The 19358-nt window shown below is 43.1% G+C and carries 19 protein-coding genes; 15 read left to right on the top strand and 4 right to left on the bottom strand.

Features of this window, described 5'->3' with window-relative positions:
* Positions 1–18: 18 nt before the first annotated feature.
* Positions 19–1284, bottom strand: coding sequence for a dicarboxylate/amino acid:cation symporter (locus ACN6MY_RS01460; protein WP_419882505.1), 1266 nt, complete (start codon positions 1282–1284; stop codon positions 19–21).
* 239 nt (positions 1285–1523) lie between these two features.
* On the opposite strand from ACN6MY_RS01460, the gene ACN6MY_RS01455 reads away from it, so the two are divergent.
* The 6 genes from ACN6MY_RS01455 to ACN6MY_RS01430 all read left to right on the top strand — a co-directional run bounded on the left by ACN6MY_RS01455 (position 1524) and on the right by ACN6MY_RS01430 (position 6133).
* A complete protein-coding gene (locus ACN6MY_RS01455; protein ID WP_419882504.1) occupies positions 1524–2333 on the top strand; it encodes an alpha/beta fold hydrolase in 810 nt (269 codons plus the stop codon).
* 101 nt (positions 2334–2434) lie between these two features.
* On the top strand, positions 2435–2779 hold the full coding sequence (locus tag ACN6MY_RS01450; RefSeq protein WP_419882503.1) for an ASCH domain-containing protein: 345 nt from the start codon (positions 2435–2437) through the stop codon (positions 2777–2779).
* A gap of 15 nt (positions 2780–2794) precedes the next feature.
* Positions 2795–3229: a hypothetical protein gene (locus ACN6MY_RS01445; protein WP_419884042.1), complete on the top strand. Its 435-nt coding sequence runs from the start codon at positions 2795–2797 to the stop codon at positions 3227–3229.
* Between the two features lie 283 nt (positions 3230–3512).
* Entirely contained in the window at positions 3513–4268 is a 756-nt protein-coding gene (locus ACN6MY_RS01440) for a threonine/serine exporter family protein (RefSeq protein ID WP_419882502.1), read from the top strand.
* Between the two features lie 12 nt (positions 4269–4280).
* Positions 4281–4724 (top strand): threonine/serine exporter family protein, encoded by a 444-nt coding sequence (locus ACN6MY_RS01435; RefSeq protein ID WP_177201316.1) that lies wholly within the window; start codon positions 4281–4283, stop codon positions 4722–4724.
* 362 nt (positions 4725–5086) lie between these two features.
* Positions 5087–6133, top strand: a complete 1047-nt coding sequence (locus ACN6MY_RS01430; protein ID WP_419882501.1) for a class I SAM-dependent methyltransferase — start codon at positions 5087–5089, stop codon at positions 6131–6133.
* Between the two features lie 46 nt (positions 6134–6179).
* Here ACN6MY_RS01430 and ACN6MY_RS01425 read toward each other — a convergent pair whose 3' ends face one another.
* On the bottom strand, positions 6180–6536 hold the full coding sequence (locus ACN6MY_RS01425; RefSeq protein WP_419882500.1) for a hypothetical protein: 357 nt from the start codon (positions 6534–6536) through the stop codon (positions 6180–6182).
* A complete protein-coding gene (locus ACN6MY_RS01420; protein ID WP_419882499.1) occupies positions 6529–8418 on the bottom strand; it encodes an OPT family oligopeptide transporter in 1890 nt (629 codons plus the stop codon). The genes ACN6MY_RS01425 and ACN6MY_RS01420 overlap by 8 nt, the downstream gene beginning before the upstream one ends.
* A 472-nt stretch (positions 8419–8890) precedes the next feature.
* Here ACN6MY_RS01420 and ACN6MY_RS01415 point away from each other — a divergent pair, with 472 nt between their 5' ends.
* The 8 genes from ACN6MY_RS01415 to ACN6MY_RS01380 all read left to right on the top strand — a co-directional run bounded on the left by ACN6MY_RS01415 (position 8891) and on the right by ACN6MY_RS01380 (position 16425).
* On the top strand, positions 8891–9661 hold the full coding sequence (locus ACN6MY_RS01415; RefSeq protein ID WP_419882498.1) for a transporter substrate-binding domain-containing protein: 771 nt from the start codon (positions 8891–8893) through the stop codon (positions 9659–9661).
* Positions 9662–9718: 57 nt separating this feature from the next.
* On the top strand, positions 9719–10363 hold the full coding sequence (locus ACN6MY_RS01410) for an amino acid ABC transporter permease (RefSeq protein WP_419882497.1): 645 nt from the start codon (positions 9719–9721) through the stop codon (positions 10361–10363).
* The gene (locus ACN6MY_RS01405) at positions 10360–11088 is read left to right on the top strand and encodes an amino acid ABC transporter ATP-binding protein (RefSeq protein ID WP_419882496.1); all 729 of its coding nucleotides are present in this window, start codon (positions 10360–10362) and stop codon (positions 11086–11088) included. Before ACN6MY_RS01410 ends, ACN6MY_RS01405 begins: the two co-directional genes overlap by 4 nt.
* A gap of 400 nt (positions 11089–11488) precedes the next feature.
* Positions 11489–12451 carry an efflux RND transporter periplasmic adaptor subunit gene (locus tag ACN6MY_RS01400; protein WP_419882495.1) on the top strand — a complete coding sequence of 321 codons (963 nt, stop codon included), beginning with the start codon at positions 11489–11491 and terminating at the stop codon, positions 12449–12451.
* A complete protein-coding gene (locus ACN6MY_RS01395; protein ID WP_419882494.1) occupies positions 12452–13192 on the top strand; it encodes an ABC transporter ATP-binding protein in 741 nt (246 codons plus the stop codon). It abuts the gene before it with no gap.
* Positions 13164–14309: an ABC transporter permease gene (locus ACN6MY_RS01390; RefSeq protein WP_419882493.1), complete on the top strand. Its 1146-nt coding sequence runs from the start codon at positions 13164–13166 to the stop codon at positions 14307–14309. The genes ACN6MY_RS01395 and ACN6MY_RS01390 overlap by 29 nt, the downstream gene beginning before the upstream one ends.
* Before the next feature lie 195 nt (positions 14310–14504).
* Positions 14505–15176, top strand: coding sequence for a response regulator transcription factor (locus tag ACN6MY_RS01385; protein ID WP_419882492.1), 672 nt, complete (start codon positions 14505–14507; stop codon positions 15174–15176).
* Positions 15177–15186: 10 nt separating this feature from the next.
* Entirely contained in the window at positions 15187–16425 is a 1239-nt protein-coding gene (locus ACN6MY_RS01380; protein ID WP_419884041.1) for a sensor histidine kinase, read from the top strand.
* Between the two features lie 33 nt (positions 16426–16458).
* Here the strand turns inward: ACN6MY_RS01380 and ACN6MY_RS01375 are convergent, their stop codons facing one another.
* On the bottom strand, positions 16459–17283 hold the full coding sequence (locus ACN6MY_RS01375; RefSeq protein ID WP_419882491.1) for a MurR/RpiR family transcriptional regulator: 825 nt from the start codon (positions 17281–17283) through the stop codon (positions 16459–16461).
* A 506-nt stretch (positions 17284–17789) separates the two neighbouring features.
* Here ACN6MY_RS01375 and gntK point away from each other — a divergent pair.
* Positions 17790–19340, top strand: a complete 1551-nt coding sequence (gene gntK / locus ACN6MY_RS01370; RefSeq protein WP_419884040.1) for a gluconokinase — start codon at positions 17790–17792, stop codon at positions 19338–19340.
* Positions 19341–19358: the final 18 nt, after the last annotated feature.

Below are 19358 nucleotides of genomic sequence, written 5' to 3'. Positions count from 1 at the left end.
GGAGCTTCAGAATACATATTATGAAACGGTTTTTTCCCGGTTAAGAGACCGCTTCATCCAGTTTTTCCCCTCGACTAGGCGGGTTACCATCATGGCACTTACGGTATTGCCTGCAGAGTTTAGAAGAGTCGCAGGTGCATCAATAATTGTACTGATGACTGCAATGATCGGCAGCACGTCTGCTGGAAAGCCGAACACGCTCAGGATCAGCATTTCGCCAATCATGCCTCCGCTTGGGATGGCACCCATGACGGCTCCCACGAGGAAGGAGACGGCAAGAATGCTGAGAATGCTTGAAATACTCGTCATATCCTTGCCGAATAAGCTGAACAAAAAGACGATTTTTAATACTCCGCCAAAAACGGATCCATCTTTATGTGTGTTGGCGCCAAGCGGAACAATCGTTTCTGCGATGTCCTTTGGCACGCCCATTCTTTTTGTATATTCCAGATTGACTGGTATGCAAGCGGCACTTGAACAAGTAGCAATAGCTGTAATGGAAGGTGTCATGGCGTTTTTCCAAAACACCTTCACCCCTTGGCTTCCGCCGGCAAAAAAGGCATATAAAGTGAAGAAGCCAAAATAATAGATAACAGCCAGGATTAAGTAAAGCCCAAAGCTTCTTGCGTATCCTTCCAGAATCTGCGGTCCAAGCTGCCCGATGATTGCTGCAAAATAACAGCCTAATCCAATTGGAGCGTAGTACATGATGATTTTCACCATGCGCATCATGACAGTTGTTCCTGCAGACAGGAATGCAGTAACAGGCTTGGCTTTTTCTCCTGAAAGTGCAGCAGAAAGTCCGAAAAGAACAGAAAATACAATAAGTGCCAGCATATTGCTTTTAGACAGCAGCTCTGTAAAATCAGAAACAGTAAAGGTTTTGACAAGCTGCCCTAAAAAAGTTACATCTTCCGTGTCGGCAGAAGGTTCGCTTTTTGACATAAGTTCTTTTATCGCAGAAGTATCGGTATGCTCGAGCGGATTCATTACGGATGTGCCTGCAAATCCCAAGATGGCGGCAATGGCAGCTGTTGCTAAAAATACAAGGACCATGCTTCCCATAATTTTGCCAAGCCGCTTCATTTCACTCATATTGGCGATGGCAGAGGAAATGCTGAAAAATACTAATGGAACAATGATCATAAACATTAAGTTTAAAAATAAATCGCCAAGCGGCTGGACAATCGACGTTTTAGTGCCGAATATAACGCCTGCAGCCCCGCCGATAAGAATCGCTCCAAGAAGGAAAATCGTGGTGCGGTAATTTTTAAAATAATTCATTTTGTCACGCCTTTCTAAGATTGCTTATAAGTGCATAAATTTTATTATCAGGGCTGAGACATGGTTTGACAACCTCTATTTCTATATGGATTAGATAATGATCTAACGATAGGCTGCCGGCAGTGGGATTATTTTCGTCTCCGGTTAGTTAAATAAATCAGCCCTTCAGGACAGTAATCCCCGCTTAAAATTCTGCGGTCAGGCGCAAATACCGGGTGTTAAAAAAAGGAGGAACAGAGATGCCATTTATACATATTGAAAAGGACACAGAGCTGTATTATGAAGAAAAGGGGCAAGGGAAGCCCATTATTTTCCTTCATGGAGTTTGGATGAGCAGCCGTTTTTTTGAAAAACAGCTTTCCTATTTTTCGGAAAATTACCAGACTATTTTAGTGGACTTCAGAGGCCATGGCCATTCATCCTCTGTCCATCATGGCCATACGGTTGCTAATTATGCCCGTGATTTGCATCATCTGATACATGAGCTTGATCTTCAGGATGTTACGCTTGTCGGCTGGTCGATGGGAGCGTTTGTGGTCTGGGATTATCTGAAGCAGTTTGGTGACGGAAATATAAAGTCTTCTGTTATTGTTGATGAGCTTGCATCCGATTTTAGGTGGCCCGGCTTTGATATCGGAGCGTTTACAATGGAAACATTAATCGCCTTTATGACGGAAATCCAAATGAACAGGACAGAGTTTTTAAAAGGATTTTTGTCCTCCATGTTTAAGGAAGAATGCAGTCCGGCTGACGCAAGGTGGATGCTGAAGGAAGTGTCAAGAATGCCTGAATCCACTGCGAGTGCGATATTGTTTGATCAGTCAATTGTAGATTACAGAGACTTTCTACCGCAGATCAGCGTTCCCACCCTGCTTTGCTTCGGGAGAGAGGAGAAGGTCATACCCGTTGCGGCAGGTGAACATTTAAATCAGCATATAGCTCCCTCCGAGCTTGTCATTTTTGAAAATAGCTGCCATTGTCCTTTCCTGGAAGAACCGGACTTGTTTAACGATACAGTAGCCGCTTTTCTTAGAAAAAATGGAATTTGATCCTAAGGGTGAATTATATTTCCTTTTCAAGGACCAGCAGGTACAATAAGGAAGTAAATCAGGGGATTAAATACCATTTTGGAGCAGGGGAGATTTATAAAATGACCAATGAAAAAATGCAGCAGACATTGCCGCCAAAAACTTGCAGTATTGACCGGTTAGTGACTGTAAAACAGGATGTAGCAAAAGTAATGGCCGGCGAAAAAACAGCAGCACGAAGAAATGGCCGGTATGCAGATGTTGGAGAAGTGATGGTCCTTGAAGGCAATGATTTTGTAGTGGATAAAGTCTATCAGCAGACACTTGGAGAAATGACGGAAGAACATGCGGTTCAGGAAGGTTATGAAAATCTTGAGAGCTACAAAGAATTCATTCTTTCAATGCATAAAGGCATGAAATGGCTGCCTCAAATGAAGGTATGGGTGCACGAATTCCGCCAAGCATAGGTTTAGGATATGTATATTTTATATAAAGTGATTTTATATATTCATATTTTAAGCGTAATTTCTTCTATCGGCCCGTTTGTCATTCTTTTCCCTATTGCAAAAAAGCTGAGAGTGCGTGAAGATAGCGGAAATGAAGGATATTTGAATGTGTTTCAGTCTGTGGTGCGGCTGGCAAAGCACGCAGGCCATGTCCTCGTGGGATCAGGAGTCCTGCTAGTCATAATAGGTCCCTGGACCTGGAAGACTGCCTGGATTGACATGACGCTCATTATTCTTGCTGCTTCCCTGTATTTTCTTGCGCGTGCTTTTTCACCAAAGCTGCGAAAATATAGACAGCAGAAGGAAGGGTTCAGCGAAACAGCTGATTCCCTGAGAAATGCAGTTTACATTTATATGGCTTTGCTGCTGATCATGCTTTGGTTTATGGTCGCAAAACCAGTTTTATGGTGAGCAGCCTTCTGCGATTATTCTGTCAAGGAATGATCGTTTTTTTTGTGCCGCACTAAATATATAGGAAAAGTAAACATGAACTAAACATCTGGTGAAATTTAGTGTTATATTGGATAAGAAAGCCGAACGCAAGAAAATCAATGATGTAATGAAAATGCTTTTAGAATGCCATGCACATGAACTTCACACAATAAGAGTAGTATCTGGCGCCCCTCACTTTTCTGAGGCGGCATTTTGATGGCTTTTTATCACCTGAAATTTTAGTTTCTTCGGAGAGAGATGAATGGAAAAACAAATGAACAATCGATATGACATTATTGAGGTATGTCTGCTGGCGGGGAAAATTATGCTGAGAAGCGGAGCAGAAACCTACCGCGTTGAAGACACGATGACACGCATTGCCGCCTCATTTGGAATTACCAGCTCCCACAGCTTTGTAACGCCGACAGGCATCATTTTTTCCGCGGATGGAGCTGATCCAAGCAAGCTGGTCAGAATTTCCGAACGCTCGACTGACCTGCAGAAGGTTGCCAATGTCAATAGCATTTCGAGGCAGATTTCCGCTGGAGAACTGTCCGCCATCGAAGCATATGGACTTTTAAAGGAAGTGGAAAAGGCCAGCCATGCTTATGCGATTTGGGTACAGATTTTTGCTGCTTTTATTTCAAGCGGCTGCTTTACAATCATGTTTCAGGGCCAGTGGCACGATTTCCTTGTAGCATGCATGGCAGGGGCATTGGGCTTTTCGTGCTTAATTTACTTGCACAGGCTTCTTGAAATAAAGTTTTTTGCAGAATTCATAGCTGCTTTAGTCGTTGGGGTATTTAGCATTTGCATCGTAAATATGGATCTGGGGCGTGAAGTGGACAAAATTATTATCGGTTCTGTGATGCCTTTAGTTCCGGGATTATTAATAACTAATGCAGTGCGGGATTTAATTGCAGGCCACTTGGTATCAGGGATATCAAAAGGTGCTGAGGCCTTTCTGACAGCCTTTGCCATCGGGACGGGAATTGCCGTTGCTTTTATATTCAACTAAAAAAGAAAGGAAATGAAGATGTTAGCACAGCTTATCACCAGTTTTATCGCATCAGCATCCTTTGGAATTATCTTTAATGTTCCTAAAAACTCAATCGTTAAATGCGGATTGGTCGGGATGATTGGATGGCTTCTTTATTATGCCCTTGTTGAAAATAGCGTGAACAGTGTGATCGCAACACTTGCCGCAGCTTTTCTGGTAGCGGTGATCAGCCTGGTTTTTGCTAAGGCTTATAAAACACCCATCATTATTTTCAGCGTATCCGGCATCATCCCGCTTGTGCCTGGAGGAATGGCTTATGATGCGATGAGGCATTTTGTCCAAAATGATTATAATGTCGCCATACAGCTTGCGGCAAAAGCCTTCATGCTCTCAGGAGCCATAGCCATGGGTCTGATGTTTGCAGAAGTAATGAATCAGGTATATATCAAATATAATAAAAGAGTGAAAGCATGATGGGATTATAGCAGGCAGCAGGAAAATGCTCTTGTTTGCATCCTGTCTTTTTTTGTTTTTCCTGAAAAAGGAAATGTACTGTAAAGTGTTGAATGTTTATGTGAGCGCTTTATAAATTTGGTGATATTCAGACAATATTGTTCCTTAGTATGGCAGAAAGTTACTATAGACTTGAGCATCATTGAAGGAACCTGGGCAGGGAAGAGTGGCAGCTTGATCTCCCGCAGCATTGCAAACTGAGCGTCCGTATATGGCTTTTTAGTATTATACACTGATTATATTTCCACTGAGTTTTGGCTGATCTCCTGATGTTTCGCATAGTGACAGAACTGAAAAAACCAAGAGTTAAAGGAGGAGGACATATGAGCATAGGCAGGCTTGAGGAAGATCAAAGCTATTATTCGGAAAAAGATTTTGAGACAACGCTGCTCACTCCCGGCTACCGGGTTGATTTGCGAAATGCCGGAAATGAACATCTCGATCAGTTTTTTAATGCAGATTTGGTTTCTGACTGGTCACAGCTATCGTGGAAGGAAGCAGGCAAGCCCTATGAAGTAAAGTCTGTGGCAAAGTCCAAGCAACACTGGGAAAAAGAACATGGAGACATGTCTGTCAAAACCTCTTGGGAGTTTTTTAACCGTTCCTTTCATGAATGGTTTGTTAAGGATGTCCCAAAAGAGCTTACCAGATCAAAAAAAGAGCTAAAAAAATACTTATCACGTTTTCAGATGCGTGATGTAAAAGCGGCTCTTGGAGAAACCATCCAGTTATCGCTTTGGAATTATGCCCACCGGGTGGAGGATGGAATCTGGGATCCACGGGGGAAACGGGCCCTTTTTGAAGGGCTTGATGTGAGGAAGCCGAGGATTCTCTTTTTGGGTGCGGCGGAAGGATATGAAGCCATGCAGCTTTATGCCATGTATCCGGAAGGAGAAGTTTTGATGGTCGATTATGATGACTTCTGCCGGACAGACCGCTTTGGGCACTTCCCGGACAGTTATCCCTTCCTCGGATCAAATCCTGTATCCGGGCATCCTAAAGTCTGGCATAAAAGTGAGATGAATATTCACTATGAGGTAAACGACATTAGAAACCTTCCGTTTGGCCATGAATTTGATATTGTTTTAAGTGTTGGTTTATTGGAGCATTTTCCTGATGAGCATAAACACGAAGTGATGGAATGGCACAGGAAGTTTCTGAAACCCGGGGGATATGTAATCATGACTACTCCGAGGCTGCAGTTCAAGTCCAAACTTTTCTATAACATCATGGCAGATGTGATGAACCATACCTACAGGGAACTGATGGATGTGCGACAGATGGGGCTATACGTGTATGAATCAGGCTTTGACATCCTTCGCCATGGCTATATTAAGGTTCATAACGGAATCGTTGCAAAGCCCAGGTAATTAAAAGGCCGAAGCGCTGACTTTTGCGCTTCGGCCTTCATTTTGCTTATTTTTCATTTTCCCATTTCAGCCAATCGTGGGCTTCCAGGATTTCAAGAAACTTTACAAGCCTTGGCAAGGAAGGGTCTGCTTCTTCTCCGAAATGCAGCAGCATGTCATTTGAAATTTGCTCGACATTTTTGTGATGCTGCATTTGGCCGATTGCAAAAGCCCCGAATTTATCCAGCTTAATCCGGCGGTAGCCTGGCTGCTTAAGGAATTTAATCGAAAAACGTTCGATGAGGTTCGTCCTGCTGATTACAAGAAATGAATCAGCGGCGTCACTTTCAAGTCTGACACGATTTTCTAAAAGAGGAACCATAGTAAGCAGGTTCTTCTTTTTTGAATTGCGTTTATTAGACATTCTGGTTTTTCCCTTTATTTGAAACGAACCAGAGCAGTCCTGCAAGGATTAAGAATAAAATGAATGGAAGAAGGTTGCTCGCTGATTTTGCAGCGTCAGGTATTGATACGCCTGCCGCAATTAAAATTGCAATGACAACACCAATCAGGGATTCCCCTGCAATTAAACCAGATGCGAATAATGTACCGCGATCTACACGCAGCTTTCGTTCTTCCTTCGATTTTGCAGAGCGTTCCACAAAGTAGCGAACAAATCCGCCAAACATGATTGGAGCGCTTGTATGGACAGGAAGATAAATTCCCACAGCAACAACCAAAGAGTTCAGACCAAAGAATTCAAGTGTAATGGCAATGGCTGCACCTATAAAAATCAGTGTCCATGGAAGGTCGCCGCCCAATACACCTTCAGCCAGGATTTTCATCAGGGCCGCTTTAGGAGCAGGCAGAGCTGGAGAGCCCATTACATACGCCTTGTTCATTAAAATCAGGATAAATCCAATGACAGAAGCGGAAGCAACTACGCCAATCATCATGGCAACCTGCTGTTTCCATGGAGTACCGCCGACAATATATCCTGTTTTTAAATCCTGCGAAACGTCTCCTGCAACGGCCAGTGCCGTACAAACAATTGCAGCAACTGTCAAAGCTGCCACCATTCCGTTCATGCCTGTAAACCCAGTCGCTTTATAAATCAATGTAACAATCAATAAAGTAGCAATGGTCATACCAGAAACAGGGGATGAGGAGCTGCCGACAACTCCGACAATACGTGATGCCACGGTAACAAATAAAAATCCGAAGACGGCAATGGCAATAGCCCCGATAATGCCGACATCAGTAAATGGCGTGAAAGCAATAATTAAAATGATAAGAAGGATGCCGATCCAGACATATTTTGCCGGCATATCCTTTTCAGTGCGTAGTGAACCCGCCTTTAATTGGCCTCTATTGGCTTGTACACCTTTAATAGTGGCTATAGCGGAACCAACCAGAGTAGGAATCGTTTTAACGAGCGTGATCAATCCGCCTGTAGCAACAGCACCTGCACCGATATACCGGATATAGCTGTCCCAGATTCCCCATGCATCAAGCTTGGAAATAGGAACATCTGCCGGGAAAATGGCATGAGCACTGCCGCTCCCGAAAAAGCTGATGGCCGGAATCAGGACAACCCAAGCCAATAAGCCGCCGCCAAGCATTTCCCCTGCTACACGCGGTCCGATGATATATCCGACGCCCAATAGCGAAGGAAAAGCATCAAGGCCGACTACAGCATTTTTAAAGTGTGAGATTCCTGTTTCTACCTCAGTTTTGAAGAGTTTAAAACCATCTCCAAGTGCTTTTACAACACCGCCAATGGCTAAGCCGATACCAATCAGCTTGGCACTTGTGCCGCCTTCCTCACCTGACTTAAGCACTTCAGCACAAGCTGTGCCCTCAGGATATGGAAGTGTTTCATGTTCTCTTACAATCAAAAGCTGGCGAAGGGGAACCATCATGAAGACTCCCAGAAATCCACCTGTCAATACGATAAACATGATCAGTCCCTGACTGACCGGAACCTTCCAGAGAAACAAGGCAGGAAGGGTGAAGACTGCACCGGCTCCAATAGCTTCACCGGCTGTTGTCATGGTTTGGACAATATTGTTTTCCAGGATTGAATTTCTGCGGAAAACTCCCCGAAGAATTGCCATGGAAATAACGGCAGCCGGAATGGAGGCTGAAACAGTTAAACCGATGAGCAATCCTAAATAGGCATTTGCTGCCCCGAAAATGACCGCAAGAATGATCCCGAGAATAATTGCAGTTACAGTTAGTTCAGGAAGAGATCTGGATGCGGAAACGTAAGGGACGAAATTACTTTCTTTCGAATTATTAGACAATTTTTCCACCGCCTGTTTGAACTTTTAAAAACATAAAAATCATTATAGCACTCTAATTTTAAGGTATGCAATGAAAACTTTATATTTGCTATTTTCTGATAGTTGACCACGCTTACTTCACTGCATTAAAGGGATTTGGCAGAGATCCAAGCATGGAACTGTACATTCCGTTATTACTATTCTGTCACAACTTACAGCATTATATTTAACCTGGAAAGTTATTATTGTCATCAATTGCAGGGAAATAGAAAGCCTGTTTGCCTAAAATTATTCCGGCTTGAGTGAAGTTTTAATTTTACTGTGCTTTAATGAATCCAGAAAATATCTGCATAATTTTGGTGTGCGGATGTTTAAAGAGTTTTGCAGCAGGGTAAATAGCAGTAGCTTTATCCATACATAATGCAGCTTTAATTTACTCTCAATAATAAAAAATTCAATATTTTTAATTATTGAATCCAGGGGGGAAAGACTTTTGAAGAAAATAGGATTATTAGGTTTATTTTTTGCGTTGATTATTGCACTGTCAGCTTGCGGAACTTCTGATGACGGAGGAAATGGGAAGAACAAGACATACCGTGTGGGCATAGATACGACATATCCTCCATTTGAATATGAAGAAGGCGGAAAGTATAAAGGGATAGATATTGATGTAATGAATGCAATTGCTAAAAGCCAGGGCTTTAAAGTGAAATACAGCGCCATGGACTTCCTTGGAATCATTCCTGCTATGCAGGCGGGAGATTTGGATATGGCTATTGCAGGCATGAGCATCACAGATAAACGGAAAAAGGTAGTTGACTTTTCAGATCCGTATTTCAATGCGGGCCTTAGCCTTGTTGTAAAGAAAGGCAATAAGGATATTAAGACTATCAATGATTTAAAGGGCAAGCAAGTGGCTGTTAAAAAAGGGACAACAGGTGCGGGATTTGCTGCAGAAAAAGCGGATAAGATCGGATTTAAGGTTGTTCAATTCAATGACAGCCCCTCCATGTTCCAGGAAGTGTCTAATGGAAGTTCAGATGTCCTAATCGAAGACTATCCGGTTATAGCCTATGCTATCTCCAAAAAAGATCTTGGGCTTGAAATCGCCGGGGACAGACTAAATGGAGATAAATACGGCATTGCTGTTTTAAAAGGGGAGAATGAAGACCTTTTGAAAAAAGTCAACAAAGGCCTGGCAGAACTGAAGAAAAACGGAAAATACGACGAAATCATCAAAAAATATCTTGGTGATCAAAAATAGAGAAGAGATTGTTAAGGCGTGCATATCGCGCGTCTTCTTTTTGGGGGGAGCGGAATTATGGATGTAATCAGTGAAGCCTTTCCTTATTTAATGAAGGGGCTGCAGACGACACTTTATATTTTTGTTATTGCTGTAATTCTTGGTTTTATCATTGGTCTGATCGTGGCATTAATGAGGCTTGCACCTCTTAAGCTGTTAAATGGAATTTCCCTGGTCTTCATCAACGCCATCCGGGGGACTCCATTTATCGTGCAATTGTTTTTTATCTATCAGGGTTTAAATACTCTTTCGTTCATTCATTTGGATAGAACAACAGCTGGAATTGTGACGGTAGCCATTAATGCAGGTGCATACTTTGCGGAAATTATCCGTGCGGGCATCCAGTCAATAGACAAAGGCCAGACAGAGGCGGCAAGGTCGCTTGGTTTAACAAGCAGACAGACGATGACTTCTATCGTTCTTCCGCAGGCATTCCGCCGGATGCTGCCAACAATCACGAATCAGGCAATTATCAGCTTGAAGGATACCTCACTGCTTTCTATAATCGGCATTGCTGATTTAACACAGAGAGGCCAGATTCAGCAGGCGGCTACATTCGAAGCCTTTAAAATCTGGCTGGCAGTTGGAATCATCTATTTCATCATCATCTATCTCTTAACCCTGCTTGCCAATTTCCTAGAGAGGAGATTTATAGTCAGATGAGCATGATTTCAGTGAAAAATTTAAAAAAGTCATTCGGTGAGCTTGAGGTACTGAAAGACATCAATACCGTAATTAACGAACGCGAAGTGGTGTGTGTCATCGGGCCATCCGGCTCAGGAAAAAGTACATTCCTCCGTTGCCTGAACAGACTGGAGGATATTACAGGTGGACATGTAATTGTGAATGGACATGACATCACTGATCCCAAAATTAATATTAATGAAATTCGTCAGGACGTAGGGATGGTCTTTCAGCAGTTCAATCTTTTTCCGCATAAAACAGTCCTGGAAAATATAATGCTTGCGCCCATGAAAGTGCGGTCTGCGGAAAAGGCAACTGCGAAAAATAAAGCATTGGAGCTGTTAAAGAAAGTAGGATTATCGGAAAAAGCCGAAAATTATCCTGCTCAATTATCAGGCGGACAGCAGCAGCGGGTAGCCATAGCAAGGGCACTAGCTATGAATCCTAAAATCATGCTGTTTGATGAGCCTACCTCAGCCCTGGATCCGGAAATGGTGGGAGATGTGCTGGATGTCATGAAGCAGCTTGCACAAGAAGGAATGACGATGGTGGTTGTTACCCATGAAATGGGGTTTGCACGTGAAGTGGGTGATCGTGTTTTATTTATGGACGGCGGATACATCGTGGAAGAAAATAAACCGGAAGCGTTATTCGGGAACCCGCAGCATGAGAGAACAAAGTTGTTTTTAAGCAAGGTTTTGTAATAGCAAATGCAGAGATGGATCAGGTGAATGTTTGCCTGGTCTATTTTTGTTTCTGTATTATCATTTGCGGAAACTCTCCTTCTATTCTGATGAGTCTTAGTCTTTGTTCCTCCAACCAAGGCGCTTGCGCTTTTTATTAGTCCAGCTCCAGCGCCTAGCCTCTCGAGGTCATAAGCCACATCAGAATTGAAGGCAAAGAAACGCCTTCTATTCTGAGGCGTCTTATGCTGGTCGAAGGCCCCCAGGATGGGGGTCACAAAGACGTTACCGCAGGACGCGGTGTTTTTAGTCTTTGTTCCTCTGATCAAGGCGCTTGCGCTTTTTATTAAGGAAAAGTTAAGGCTTGGATTTCATAATGGGTTTATCAAGGGAATGCATAATGATTGAAGGAGGAGTTTTTGTGAAGAAGTGGATAGTAATTGGCGTGGTTTTAGTTTTGGTTTTGGGGGGAGGTTACTGGTTTTTTAATAGAAGCGGCACTCAGCCAGCCGTTGCACAGACTATGACGGCTGCAGCCCAAAAAGGCAAGCTCGAAGTGAAGGTCAATGGATCGGGTTCTGTGTCAGCGGTTCATAGTGAAGACCTGACATCCTCTATATCGAGTGAAATCGATGAGGTCCTTGTGGATGTGAATGATAAGGTGAAAAAAGGGGATGAGCTGGTTACTTTTACGGATGGAAGTGACCCGATTACAGCCCCTTTTGATGGAACGATAACAGCCATGGCTGCCAAGAGCGGAGAGCGGCCAGCTAACAGTGCAGTCCTGGGACACATAACGAATTACAATAATCTTCAGACGGTGGTTTCTATCGATGAACTGGATATTCCAGCAATTAAAAAGGGACAAAAAGCTGAAATCACGGCAAGTGCCTTTGAAAATAAGACATTTCAAGGCGTAGTGACAGATGTGGCAAAAGAAGGAACCGTTGAAGGCGGAGTATCAAGCTTCAATGTTACCGTACACATTACAAGGCCTGAAGGTTTGAAAATCGGGATGTCGACAGAAGCCGACATATTAACAAACAGCAAAAATAACGCCCTGTACATCCCTATTGAAGCTGTCCGAACTAACAATGAGGAGAAATATGTCCTGATTGGATCTCCTTCAAAAGAAAATGGCAGTTTAGCTGTGAGACAAGATGTGAAAATTGGCATACACAATGATCAATATGTGGAGATAACTTCAGGTCTTGAAGAAGGCCAGACCGTAGAGCTTCCAGCCATTAAAACCGGCAGCAGCCAGAATGCGCCTAATATGATGGGCCGAGGCGGAATGGGAATGGGCGGAGCAGGCTTCCAGGGAGACGGCATGAGATCCATGCGAGGAGGAAATTTTGGCGGTTCAGGAAAGGGAGGCAACTAAATGTCCACACCCATTATAGAAATCAATAATATTTCGAAGTCTTATACATTAGGAGGGGAAACAGTAAATGCTCTCCAAAATGTATCACTTCAAATACATAAAGGAGACTTTATATCAATTATTGGTCCATCTGGATCAGGAAAATCAACCTTTATGAACATGATAGGCTGTTTGGATACACCAGATTCCGGCCAATACCTTCTTGACGGCAAAGAAGTGAGCAGGATGAAGGAGGATGAGCTCGCGGCAATCCGGAATGTGAAGATTGGATTCGTTTTCCAGAATTTTAATTTGCTTTCGAAAATGACGGCTTTGGAAAACGCAGAACTTCCTCTTGTGTATCGTGGAATGAGCGGAAAAACCCGGAAGGAAGCGGCAGCGGCGAGCCTGAAAATGGTTGGGCTAGGGGACAGGGCCAGCCACTTGCCTTCCCAGCTTTCGGGAGGGCAGCAGCAGCGTGTGGCAATTGCCCGTGCGCTTGCCGGAAACCCGCCGGTATTGCTGGCGGATGAGCCGACAGGTGCCCTTGACAGCAAAACAAGCTTTGAACTCCTGAATATGCTGAAGGAGCTGAAAGCCAAAGGCCAAACAATTATCCTGATTACCCATGACCTTCAAGTAGCGAAGCAAGCCAATAGAGTGGTGCGCATCCAGGACGGCAGATTGTCAGAAGATGGAGGTGATTGGATTGAGCCTTCAGGAATCTATGAAGATGGCTATACGCAGTATCAGGAGCAATAAAGTAAGGGCATTTTTGACGATGCTTGGCATTATTATCGGTGTGGCTTCAGTAATTGTTCTTGTTTCATTAGGGAAGGGGTCCTCTCAAACTGTCAAAAATCAAATCAGTAATCTTGGCACAAACCTAGTGACCGTTAATATTACCGATACAGATTCGGTTACTTTAAAGGAAAAAGATACGGAGAAGTTCGGCACCTTATCTGCTGTCAAAAACATCTCGCCTTCAGTATCCGGCCGGGTGACGGCACAAAATGGCACAGTATCCGCCCAGACAGCACTGACCGGCACGAATGCAGATTATCTTTCGGTAAGAGATTTAAAACTGGATCAAGGGCGTTTTCTATCTGATTTGGATGTTGCTTTCAGACAGAAAATTGCTGTTCTCGGTTCGGATACAGCTCAAACCTTATTCAGCAGAAGCAATCCTGTCGGCCAAAGCATAAAGATTGATGGCACATCCTTTAAAGTGGTCGGGGTATTGGCTTCAAAAGGCAGTTCTATGGGGCAGAGCGGCGATGATGTCATCATCACGCCAATTTCGACAGCACAGCGCCTGACTAAAACAACAAGTATCCAAACGATGTATATCAAAGCCAAAAGCGAAAGTATGCTATCTGCAGCCATGTTTGAAGTTCAGGGGACAATGAGCAGGCTGTTTCCTAAAAAGAGCGATGATTACTCTGTGGTTAATCAAACTGATCTCATGGAAACAATGAGTTCAGTCTCTGATACGATGACCTTGCTGCTGGGAGGAATCGCCAGCATTTCCTTGCTTGTAGGTGGCATCGGGATCATGAACATCATGCTTGTTTCCGTTTCGGAGCGAACGAAGGAGATCGGCATCAGAAAGGCGATAGGTGCCAATCGGAGGACAATACTGATTCAGTTTTTAATCGAGGCAATTGTCTTAAGCTCACTGGGAGGAATTATTGGAGCTGGAGTAGGATTAGGTATAGCAAAACTCGTATCCCTATCAACAGGAATGGCAATTTCCTATTCTATGTCCGTTACAATCATAAGTTTCTTATTTTCATTGATTATCGGCGTTGTTTTTGGTGTTTTCCCGGCAAGCAAGGCTTCCAGGCTTCACCCGATCCAGGCACTGAGGTACGAATAACTAAAGCAAAGCGGCTGCTGAATTGCGGGCGCTTGTTTTGCAGCGACAAGATTTAGGTATAGTAGAAGAAAATATTCCGCGGAGGAGCGTTTCACTTTATAATGGGCTTTGTTAAAGCCTTGATTTCCTCTCCACAAACACGCAGTGCCGAAGAGCGGAAGTTATGGGACTGTATAATAAAAAAGGGGGATAGAGATGAAAATATTAGTAGTCGAAGATAGTATCTCCTTGCTTCAGTCAATCAAGGAGATACTATCGGATGAATTTGAAGTAGATACAGCAGATAATGGCGAAGACGGATTGTTTTTGGCACAGCAGAATATCTATGACAGCATTGTCCTGGATGTGATGCTGCCGGGTATGGATGGTTTTGAAATTGTCCGGCAGCTGCGCAAAGAGAAAAATGATACAGGAGTGCTGTTCCTGACGGCAAAGGATTCTTTAGAGGATCGTGTCAAGGGGCTTGATATAGGCGGTGATGATTATTTAGTAAAGCCATTCCAGGCACCTGAATTAAAAGCCAGGATCCGCGCGCTGCTGAGAAGAAGCGGAATTTTGTCCATTGATTCCGGAGTGAATTACAGGGGAATACAGCTAACGGGAAAGGAGCATGAAATGCTAGTGGACGGACAGCCTGTTAAATTGACCATTAAACAATATGAGCTATTAGAATATATGATTCAAAATGCAGGCAAAATCCTTACCCGTGAACAGATTTTTGACCGGATTTGGGGATTCGATTCAGATACAACCATTGCCATTGTTGAAGTATTCATTCACCATTTAAGAAAGAAATTAGAGCCGTCTCAATATCATAAGGATATTCAAACGGTCAGAGGCATCGGTTATATGCTAAAACAGATCTGAGGAGAATATGATGTTCCAAAAAACCAGATTAAGGCTGACTATTTTAAATTCCATTGTCTTTATCATTTTAATCGGTGCGCTTGGAAGGGCCATTTATTACTATACAGAAACGCAGATTTACAGGGAAGTGAACCGCTCGTTAGATAAAATGCAAAGCAGTCCTTCATTCAGGGGAGAAAGGCCGCATGGGGAAGTCCAATTGGGAAGAGGGCCGAGCGTCATAATCTGGGGTCCGGATAAAAAAATTCTCGATACAGGACTTGGGGAGGAAAATGACCCGTTCAGAGAAAATGAAAAAACATTATATCCTAAGGTTTTAAGGAAAATACAAACGATCAAGGTGAGGGACTCTACATTCCGCACTCTTGCAAACCAGGTGGATACCGAATACGGGAAAGTAACTGTGCAATTTATCCGCAATGTCGATGCTGAAGCTGCCCTTCTTCACCGGCTGCTGCTCATTATGGTGATTGGCGGGGGATTAGGCGGAGTTCTGGCAATTGCTGCAGGATATTTCCTTGCAGGCCGCGCTTTAATTCCCATTAAGAGAGCCTGGGATAACCAGCAGCAATTTGTTTCAGATGCATCACATGAGCTTCGCACGCCTCTGTCTGTCATTCAGTCGCGGACAGATTTACTATTTCAGTCTCCGAACAGCACCATAGAAGAAAAAGCAGTTGACATTTCCATGATTTCCAAGGAAACAAGGCGGCTGAATAAATTAGTGAAAAGCCTGCTTACCTTGGCACGTTCAGACTCAAACCAGCTCCAGGTGATTAAAATGCGTTTCTTCTTAAATGACCTGCTCACGGAAATTGTTAATCAATATTCAGATATTGCCGCTTTTCAAGGTAAAACAATCACTCATGACTCTAAAGAACCACTGACCTTTTTGGGTGATAAAGAACGGATCCATCAGCTTCTTGTAATTCTTGTGGACAATGCCATGAAATATACAGAAGAAGGCAAGGAAATCCGTTTATCCTGCCATAAAAATTCACATTCAATCTTCCTGTCCGTAGAAGATGACGGAATTGGAATACCTGAAGAAGATATTCCGAATATTTTCAACCGCTTTTATCAGGTGGATAAATCGAGGACAGCCCGTGAAGAATCAGGGTTAGGGCTTGGCCTGTCAATTGCCAAGTGGATAATTGATGCACATCAAGGGACGATTAAAGTGAAAAGCGAATTACGTAAAGGAACAAAGATAGAAGTGATTTTTCCAAAAAACCAAAAAAGCCAATGATAAAAAAAGCCGCTGAAGCAGCTTTTTTTATTTTCAAGCTCTGGATGTTGCTTTTTCTCTGCTGGCCGGCAATCTCGAAATTTCTCTTCTTTTCACCATAACATTTACATATAGGGCATCGATTAAGCTTAACTGTGTGATGAGGGATGCCAGGTCTTCTGGTCTGTATTCGGTTTCCTCCGAGCTTGTGCAGAGTGAAACATGCGCCCTCCGAGCCAGCGGGGAGTTGGGAAAGCCAGTAATGACAATTGTTTTTGCTCCTTTTTCAAGCGCCGCATCTAGTATCTTCAGGCTCTCCTTATCAGAACCGGAATGAGAAATTATAACAGCCGTATCCTGACTGTCAAGCTGGGAAGCAAACATTGACTGAAAATGGGTATCCATAAAAGAGTACGCATGAAATCCAGCAGAGATAAACTTCTGGAATGCATCCATTGCAATAGCAGATGAACCGGCAGCTCCATAAAAAGAAATTCGTTTTGCAAAAAGTATACATTCAGCTGCTTTTTCTACGGAAGCGCATTCATTTATTTGCAGCGTATTTGCCAAAGAACGTATATTGGACTTGAAAATCTTTTCGGTAATGTTTTCATCATTCATTAATTCACTGGCTGGCTGAATGGCTGTCATAGATTCAGAAGCAAGAGCAATCTTCATGGCCTGGTATCCCTTGTAGCCGATCCGCTTACAAAAACGAAATACGGTTGCTTCTGCAACTTTTAGGTCTTCAGCCACTTCATTTATGGAGCAATGAATAATTTTACCGGAGTTTTCAAGAATATAATCAGCTATTATTTTTTCTTTATCGCTGAATCTCGGATAATAGGAACGTATTTTACTCAAACAATTTGTATTCATGTGAAATTTCCCTTCTGCGTTATTGAGTGATGATTTCCCTATCTTTCGGTAAAAAGGTTTTCTGCTATAAAAAAATGTAAGCGTTATTAAAAAAATTATAGCACAAATATCGCCGGAAATATTTTTCAGTAACTGTACAAGTATGAAAAAAATTTTTTCATATGATAAAATGTTAGGGAGATATATATGTGCGCCTAAGGGATTCTTAAGATTATAAGGGGATTGCTGCTTCTTTCGGGATTTTTTTGAAGTGCTGTGATTTTCTGCATGCAATAACGGGAGAGACTTAAATTTAAGCGCATTCTTTTTTTCAGTGTGACGGATGAAGCGGAATTATGCAATGAACAGCACATGATGCCGTTGCATTCAATTTATTCTCATATAATAGAACCTTAGTTTATTCTTGGGAGATATATACTTTTAAGATTGGGCCAGGAAGGCACCTAATGTCTTCTTTTATTTGGACATGCATGATGATTTAAAAAAGTTAGATGCAAGGAGGCAGCATAATGAGCGAAAAATATCTAATCGGTGTAGACATAGGGACAACGAGTACAAAATCTGTGGTATTTGCAAAAAACGGAAGAATCATTTCCAGCCATAGCCAAGAGTATCCGTTGTATTCCCCTACTCCAGAGACGGCTGAACAAGATCCGGAAGAAATTTTCCAGGCCGTAATTTCCACAGTAAAAGAAGCCGTAAAGAAAAGTAATGTGCATCCAGAGGATATTCTGTGTGTATCTTTCAGTGCGGCCATGCACAGCCTTATTGCTGTGAACAAAGATGGAAAGCCGCTGACAAGGTGCATTACCTGGGCAGATAACCGGAGTGCAGAATGGTCAGAGAAGATTCTGAGTGAAATGGGCGGACACGAAATTTATCTCAGGACAGGGACGCCAATACACCCAATGTCGCCGCTTTCAAAACTCGTCTGGCTGCAGAATGAACAAAGCAGCCTATTTTCAATGACATATAAATTTATTTCTATCAAAGAATATGTCTTCTTTAAGCTGTTTGGACAGTATGTTGTAGACCATTCTATAGCTTCTGCAACGGGTTTGCTGAACCTGAAAGCCATGCAATGGGACGAAGGCGCATTAAATGTGGCGGGCATTACCAGTGATCAGCTGTCACAGCTTGTGCCGACTACTTACAGCTTGACTGGCCTTGATGCTGGCTATTCAGCTGAAATGAATTTGCCGCAGAGTGTGCCATTTGTCGTTGGCGCCAATGACGGCGTTCTGTCAAACCTTGGAGTGAATGCAATTAAACCGGGTGTAGTGGCAGTTACAATCGGTACAAGCGGTGCAATCCGCACAGTGGTTGACCGTCCGATAACGGATCCAAAAGGCAGGATTTTCTGTTATGCATTAACGGAAAACCATTGGGTCATCGGCGGGCCGGTCAACAATGGAGGCATGATTTTCCGCTGGGTAAAAGAACAAATCGGTTCAGCAGAGGTTGAAACGGCGAAACGCCTTGGAATGGATGCATATGAAGTACTGACATCCATTGCGGCCAAAGTAAGCCCGGGTTCTGAAGGATTGCTGTTCCATCCATACCTCGCTGGAGAAAGGGCGCCATTGTGGGATGCTAATGCACGAGGCTCATTCTTTGGTCTTGGGCTCCACCATAAGAAAGAACACCTTATTCGGGCTGTATTGGAAGGTGTAATCTTCAACCTGTATTCTGTACTGCTTGCACTGAAGGAATTAATCGGTGAACCAGTTAAAATCCAGGCTACAGGCGGTTTTGCTAAATCGGAGCTATGGAGGCAGATGATGGCTGATATTTTCAACCATGAAGTATTTGTCCCGGAAAGCATTGAAAGCTCTTGCCTGGGTGCAGTCATTCTCGGCTTATATTCTTTAGGGGAGATTGACTCGCTGGATGCTGTTTCCGATATGGTGGGAGCAGACCATTATCATAAGCCAGTTCCTGAAAATGTGGAAATTTATGAGGAACTTGTTCCGATTTTCATTAGAATGTCCCGTTTATTGAAGGAAGAATATAAAGCTATCTCAGATTTTCAGCGTAAAATGAGTTCGAATTCTTAAGTCCTGAAAATCTACATT

Source organism: Peribacillus sp. B-H-3, assembly GCF_048572925.1.
Classification (GTDB): domain Bacteria; phylum Bacillota; class Bacilli; order Bacillales; family DSM-1321; genus Peribacillus.
This window is presented reverse-complemented; position numbering and strand designations above follow the sequence as displayed.